The sequence below is a fragment of the Pseudomonas sp. ICMP 460 genome (assembly GCF_002723595.1).
GTDB classification, from domain to species: Bacteria; Pseudomonadota; Gammaproteobacteria; order Pseudomonadales; family Pseudomonadaceae; genus Aquipseudomonas; species Aquipseudomonas kitaguniensis.
Genome location: NZ_LKBR01000035.1, coordinates 240,460 through 247,361 on the forward strand (window position 1 = coordinate 240,460; position 6,902 = coordinate 247,361).

Annotated in this window: 6 protein-coding genes; all 6 read left to right on the plus strand. The window is 58.9% G+C overall.

Features of this window, described 5'->3' with window-relative positions:
* Positions 1 to 218: 218 nt before the first annotated feature.
* Positions 219 to 593 (plus strand): succinate dehydrogenase, cytochrome b556 subunit, encoded by a 375-nt coding sequence (sdhC, locus tag AO240_RS21605; RefSeq protein WP_099239076.1) that lies wholly within the window; start codon positions 219 to 221, stop codon positions 591 to 593.
* The gene (sdhD, locus tag AO240_RS21610) at positions 587 to 955 is read left to right on the plus strand and encodes a succinate dehydrogenase, hydrophobic membrane anchor protein (protein WP_099239078.1); all 369 of its coding nucleotides are present in this window, start codon (positions 587 to 589) and stop codon (positions 953 to 955) included. Before sdhC ends, sdhD begins: the two co-directional genes overlap by 7 nt.
* 3 nt (positions 956 to 958) lie before the next feature.
* Entirely contained in the window at positions 959 to 2,731 is a 1,773-nt protein-coding gene (sdhA, locus tag AO240_RS21615) for a succinate dehydrogenase flavoprotein subunit (protein WP_058411719.1), read from the plus strand.
* A gap of 11 nt (positions 2,732 to 2,742) precedes the next feature.
* On the plus strand, positions 2,743 to 3,447 hold the full coding sequence (locus AO240_RS21620; protein ID WP_034102931.1) for a succinate dehydrogenase iron-sulfur subunit: 705 nt from the start codon (positions 2,743 to 2,745) through the stop codon (positions 3,445 to 3,447).
* Between the two features lie 258 nt (positions 3,448 to 3,705).
* Positions 3,706 to 6,537 carry a 2-oxoglutarate dehydrogenase E1 component gene (locus AO240_RS21625; RefSeq protein WP_058411718.1) on the plus strand — a complete coding sequence of 944 codons (2,832 nt, stop codon included), beginning with the start codon at positions 3,706 to 3,708 and terminating at the stop codon, positions 6,535 to 6,537.
* Positions 6,538 to 6,581: 44 nt separating this feature from the next.
* On the plus strand, positions 6,582 to 6,902 hold a 321-nt coding region (locus AO240_RS21630; RefSeq protein WP_305887198.1), incomplete at its 3' end, for a biotin/lipoyl-containing protein.

Genomic DNA, 6,902 nt, shown 5'->3' on the forward strand with positions numbered 1-6,902 from the left:
GTTTACGCCTTTTATCCTGTCAGCGCAATCCGCTATTAGGGTGAGGAGCGCGCGTTGTCATTAGTAACCTAACTGTCTATACTCGGCCACCGACCGCCAAAGGCTTTTGGGCTTGCTTTCATTGGGGGTCGCACTCCCTGGGTGGTGCTTACCTGACCAGTGCACTCCCCAACAACTTTGCCCTGATTGTTAGGGGCTCTTCAGTGTGAAAAAAAGCCGTGAATAGCCAACGACCTGTAAACCTAGACCTAAGGACCATCAAACTCCCCATCACCGGCGTTACGTCGTTCCTGCACCGTGTTTCCGGCATCATCCTGTTCCTTGGCCTGGGCATCATGCTTTACGCATTGAGCAAATCCCTGGGTTCCGAGGAAGGTTTCGCCGAGGTGAAGGCATGCTTGACCAGCCCGCTGGCCAAGTTCGTAGCATGGGGCCTGCTCTCCTCTCTGCTGTATCACCTGGTAGCCGGCGTGCGCCACTTGATTATGGACATGGGTGTGGGTGAGACGCTGGAAGGCGGCCGCCTGGGCTCGAAAATCATCATCGCCATTTCCGTGGTGCTGATCGTTCTGGCAGGAGTTTGGATATGGTAACCAGCGTTACGAACCTTTCGCGTTCGGGCCTCTACGACTGGATGGCGCAGCGTGTGTCTGCGGTTGTTCTCGCGGCTTATTTCATTTTCCTGATCGGGTACCTCGTCGCAAACCCGGGCATCGGCTTTGAGCAATGGCATGGCCTGTTTGCTCATAACGCGATGCGAATCTTCAGTCTGCTGGCACTTGTAGCTCTGGGCGCACACGCCTGGGTCGGCATGTGGACCATCGCGACCGACTACCTGACGCCGATGGCGCTGGGCAAGTCCGCGACCGCAGTACGTTTCCTCTTTCAGGCAGTCTGCGGCGTTGCGATGTTCGCTTACTTCGTCTGGGGTGTGCAGATTCTTTGGGGTATCTGATTCATGGCTAACATTCCAACTATTTCCTTCGACGCCATCATTATTGGTGGCGGCGGTGCTGGCATGCGCGCAGCGCTGCAGCTGGCCCAGGGCGGTCACAAGACTGCCGTGATCACCAAGGTGTTTCCGACCCGTTCGCACACCGTATCGGCTCAGGGTGGCATCACCTGCGCCATCGCGTCCGCCGACCCGAACGATGACTGGCGCTGGCACATGTACGATACCGTCAAGGGTTCCGACTACATCGGTGACCAGGACGCTATCGAATACATGTGTCAGGAAGGCCCGGCCGCCGTGTTCGAGCTGGACCACATGGGTCTGCCGTTCTCGCGTACCGAACAAGGCCGTATCTACCAGCGCCCATTCGGCGGTCAGTCGAAGGATTACGGTAAAGGCGGGCAGGCTGCCCGTACCTGCGCCGCGTCCGACCGTACCGGCCACGCGCTGCTGCACACGCTTTATCAGGGCAACCTGAAAGCCGGCACCACGTTCCTGAACGAGTACTACGCGGTTGACCTGGTCAAGAACGCCCAAGGCGAGTTCGTCGGTGTGATCGCGATCTGCATCGAAACCGGCGAAACCACCTACATCCGCGCCAAGGCTACCGTGCTGGCGACTGGCGGTGCAGGGCGTATCTACGCGTCGACCACCAACGCCCTGATCAACACCGGTGACGGCGTCGGCATGGCATTGCGTGCCGGCGTACCGGTGCAAGACATTGAAATGTGGCAGTTCCACCCGACCGGCATCGCCGGCGCCGGTGTACTGGTGACCGAAGGTTGCCGTGGTGAAGGTGGTTACCTGATCAACAAGCACGGCGAGCGTTTCATGGAACGTTATGCGCCGAACGCGAAAGACCTTGCCGGTCGTGACGTTGTAGCCCGTTCGATGGTTAAAGAGATCATCGCCGGCAACGGCTGTGGCCCGAACGGCGACCACGTACTGCTGAAGCTCGATCACCTGGGCGAAGAAGTGCTGCACAGCCGCCTGCCAGGTATCTGTGAGCTGTCCAAGACCTTTGCTCACGTTGACCCGGTGGTTGCTCCGGTTCCGGTTGTACCAACTTGCCACTACATGATGGGCGGCGTTCCGACCAACATTCATGGCCAGGCGATCACCCAGAACGCCGAGGGCGTGGACGAGATCATTCATGGTCTGTTCGCGGTAGGCGAAGTGGCTTGCGTATCGGTACACGGTGCCAACCGTCTGGGCGGCAACTCGCTGCTCGACCTGGTGGTATTCGGCCGCGCTGCCGGCCTGCACCTGGAAAAAGCGCTGACTGACGGCATCGAATACGATGACGCTACCGACGCCAACATCGAAGCGGCTCTGGCCCGTCTGAACGCTCTGAACGAGCGCACCGATGGCGAAGACGTGGCAACCCTGCGTCGCGAGCTGCAAAGCTGCATGCAGAACTACTTCGGTGTGTTCCGTACCGGCGAATACATGCAGAAGGGCATCGCCCAGTTGGCCGACCTGCGTACGCGCATCGCCAACGTCAAGATCAACGACAAGAGCCAGGCGTTCAACACCGCTCGTATCGAAGCCCTTGAGCTGCAAAACCTGCTGGAAGTGGCTGAAGCCACGGCGATCGCCGCTGAGGTTCGTAAAGAGTCCCGAGGTGCGCACGCGCGTGAAGACTTTGAAGATCGCGATGACGAAAACTGGTTGTGCCACACCCTGTTCTTCCCGGGTGACAAGCGCGTAACCAAGCGTGCCGTGAATTTCTCGCCGAAGACGGTTCCGACGTTTGAACCGAAAATTCGGACTTACTAAGGGTGGCTGCCATGTTGAAAGTCAGTGTTTACCGTTACAACCCTGATCAGGACGCTGCGCCGTTCATGCAGGAGTTCCAGGTCGATACCGGTGGTAAAGACCTGATGGTGCTGGACGTACTGGCACTGATCAAAGAGCAGGACGAGGGTTTCTCTTATCGTCGCTCTTGCCGCGAGGGTGTTTGCGGCTCCGATGGCATGAACATCAACGGCAAAAACGGCCTGGCGTGCATCACGCCGCTGTCCGCCGTAGTTAAAGGCAACAAGCTGATCGTTCGTCCTCTGCCAGGTTTGCCGGTTATCCGTGACCTGGTCGTCGATATGAGCATCTTCTACAAGCAATACGAGAAAGTTAAGCCGTTCCTGCAGAATGACACGCCGGCTCCGGCCATCGAGCGTCTGCAGTCGCCTGAAGAACGTGAAAAGCTCGACGGTCTGTACGAGTGCATTCTGTGCGCTTGCTGCTCGACCTCGTGCCCGTCCTTCTGGTGGAACCCGGACAAGTTCCTGGGCCCGGCCGCTCTGCTGCAAGCGTACCGCTTCCTGGCAGACAGCCGCGACACCAAGACGTCCGAGCGTCTGGCTTCACTGGATGACCCGTTCAGCGTATTCCGCTGCCGCGGGATCATGAACTGCGTCAACGTATGTCCCAAAGGCCTGAACCCGACTAAGGCCATTGGTCATATTCGTAACATGCTGCTGCAAAACGGCGTGTAAGCGACGTAACAAGGCAGGACCGTTGTGCCCGTAAATGCTGCGGCGCAGGCTTCAACCGGCGCCGTAGTTTTAACTTGAGCAGCGACTTACAAAGCCGCGGCTCTTATTTTGAAGAAATGAGACAAGCAGGGGCATTCGGGTTGGTACCCGAACTATCAGCGTGATCCTAAGTGGCTTGTTTTGGTCGCTGCACTTGGCCTTTTGCAAGCAAACTCGGTGTTTTCGCCGGTGGTGTCCCCAAATCGAGGGTGACCAAGCATGCAAGAAAGCGTGATGCAGCGCATGTGGAACAGCGGCTATCTTTCAGGTGGTAACGCTGCCTATGTGGAAGAGCTTTATGAGCTCTACCTGCACGACCCTAACGCTGTGCCAGAAGAATGGCGCACCAAATTTCAGACGTTGTCTTCAGACGGCAACGCTGCCACCGATGTATCGCACGCAACAATTCGCGATCAATTTGTGCTGCTGGCAAAGAACCAGCGCCGCGCTCAACCGGTTTCCGCCGGTAGCGTGAGCAGTGAGCATGAAAAGAAGCAAGTTGAAGTACTGCGACTGATCCAGGCCTACCGGATGCGTGGCCACCAGGCGGCCCAGCTTGACCCGCTGGGGCTCTGGCAGCGTCCTGCACCTGCTGACCTGTCGATCAATCATTACGGCTTGACCAATGCCGATCTTGATACGACCTTCCGTGCCGGCGACCTGTTCATCGGCAAAGAGGAAGCGAGCCTACGCGAAATTCACGAAGCGTTGCAGCAGACATATTGCCGCACCATCGGCGCTGAATTTACGCACATCACCGATTCCGAGCAGCGCCACTGGTTCCAGCACCGCCTGGAAGGCGTGCGTGGCCGCCCGGTATTGTCCGCCGATGTGCGCAGCCACCTGCTGGAGCGCGTGACTGCAGCCGAAGGCCTCGAAAAATACCTGGGCACCAAATACCCGGGCACCAAGCGTTTCGGCCTGGAAGGCGGCGAGAGCCTGATTCCGATGCTCGACGAGCTGATCCAGCGTTCCGGTTCCTATGGCACCAAGGAAGTCGTGATCGGCATGGCTCACCGTGGTCGCTTGAACGTGTTGGTTAACACGTTCGGCAAGAACCCGCGCGAGCTGTTCGACGAGTTCGAAGGCAAGAAGAAGGTCGAGCTGGGTTCCGGTGACGTTAAATACCACCAGGGCTTCTCGTCCAACGTGATGACCACCGGCGGTGAAGTTCACCTGGCCATGGCGTTCAACCCGTCCCACCTGGAAATCGTTTCGCCAGTGGTTGAGGGTTCGGTACGTGCGCGCCAGGACCGTCGCAACGACACCACCGGTGAAAAAGTTCTGCCGATCTCGATCCACGGTGACGCGGCATTTGCCGGTCAGGGCGTGGTTCTGGAAACGTTCCAGATGTCGCAGACTCGCGGCTTCAAGACCGGCGGTACGGTTCACATCGTTATCAACAACCAGGTCGGCTTCACCATCAGCAACCCGCTGGACGCGCGCTCTACCGAGTACGCGACCGACGTTGCGAAAATGATCCAGGCGCCGATCCTGCACGTCAACGGTGATGATCCGGAAGCCGTGTTGTTCGTGACCCAGTTGGCCATTGACTACCGCATGCAGTTCAAGCGTGACGTGGTGATCGACCTGGTTTGCTACCGCCGTCGCGGTCACAACGAAGCGGATGAGCCGAGCGGCACCCAGCCGATGATGTACCAGCAGATCGCCAAGCAGCGCACCACCCGTGAGCTGTACGCCGAAAGCCTGACCAAGGCCGGTGTAGTCGACGACGCGCGTGTTCAAGAGAAGATCGACGAATACCGCAACGCGCTGGACAACGGCCTGCACGTGGTAAAAAGCCTGGTTAAAGAGCCGAACAAAGAGCTGTTCGTTGACTGGCGCCCGTACCTGGGCCACGCCTGGACTGCACGCCACGACACTACGTTCGACCTGAAAACCTTGCAGGAACTGTCTGCCAAGCTGCTGGAAATTCCAGACGGCTTTGTCGTACAGCGCCAGGTTGCGAAGATCTACGAAGACCGTCAGAAGATGCAAGCCGGCGGCCTGCCGATCAACTGGGGTTACGCCGAAACCATGGCGTACGCGACCCTGGCGTTCGAAGGTCACCCGATTCGCATGACCGGCCAGGACATCGGCCGTGGCACGTTCTCGCACCGTCACGCGGTGTTGCACAACCAGAAAGACGCGGGCACCTACATTCCGCTGCAAAACCTGTACGCAGGCCAGCCACGTTTCGACCTGTACGATTCGTTCCTGTCCGAAGAAGCCGTACTGGCGTTCGAATACGGCTACTCGACCACCACGCCGCAGGCGCTGGTGATCTGGGAAGCCCAGTTCGGCGACTTTGCCAACGGCGCCCAAGTGGTTATCGACCAGTTCATCACCAGCGGCGAGCACAAGTGGGGCCGTCTGTGCGGTCTGACCATGTTGCTGCCACACGGTTATGAAGGTCAGGGTCCGGAGCACTCCTCGGCCCGTCTTGAGCGTTACCTGCAACTGTGCGCCGAGCACAACATTCAGGTGTGCGTGCCGACTACCCCGGCCCAGATCTACCACTTGCTGCGTCGCCAGGTGATCCGCCCGCTGCGCAAGCCGCTGGTCGTGCTGACGCCGAAGTCGCTGTTGCGTCATAAGCTGGCCATCTCGACCCTGGAAGATCTGGCCGACGGTTCGTTCCAGACCGTTATTCCAGAAATCGACACGCTGGACGCGGCCAAGGTCACTCGCCTGATCCTGTGCAGCGGCAAGGTTTACTACGACTTGCTGGAAAAACGCCGTGCCGAAGGCCGCGAAGACATCGCCATCGTGCGTATCGAGCAGCTTTACCCGTTCCCGGAAGACGACCTGATGGAGGCCATCGCGCCTTACACCAACCTCACGAATGCCGTGTGGTGTCAGGAAGAACCGATGAACCAGGGCGCGTGGTACAGCAGCCAGCATCACCTGCGTCGCAGCATCGGTAACCACAAAACAGGCCTTGGCCTGGAGTACGCCGGTCGTGATGCTTCTGCTGCACCTGCGTGTGGTTATGCGTCGATGCACGCCGAACAGCAGGAAAAACTGCTGAAAGATGCTTTCACTGTTTAACGCCTTCGCGCTGACTGAAACCGAATTTTAAGGACCCACAGATAATGGCTATCGAAATCAAAGCCCCGTCATTCCCGGAATCGGTTGCCGATGGCACCGTTGCCACCTGGCACAAGAAACCAGGCGACGCCGTAAAGCGTGATGACCTGATCGTCGACATCGAGACCGACAAAGTCGTTCTGGAGGTGTTGGCCGAAGCTGACGGCGTGCTGGGCGCGATCGTTGCCGAAGAGGGCGCTACCGTCCTGTCGAACCAGGTGTTGGGCTCGATCGAAGCGGGCGGCGCTGCTGCTGCCGCTCCGGCCGCAGCTGCACCGGCTGCCGCTGCTGCTCCAGCCGCTGCTGCACCGGCGGCGGCTGGCGGA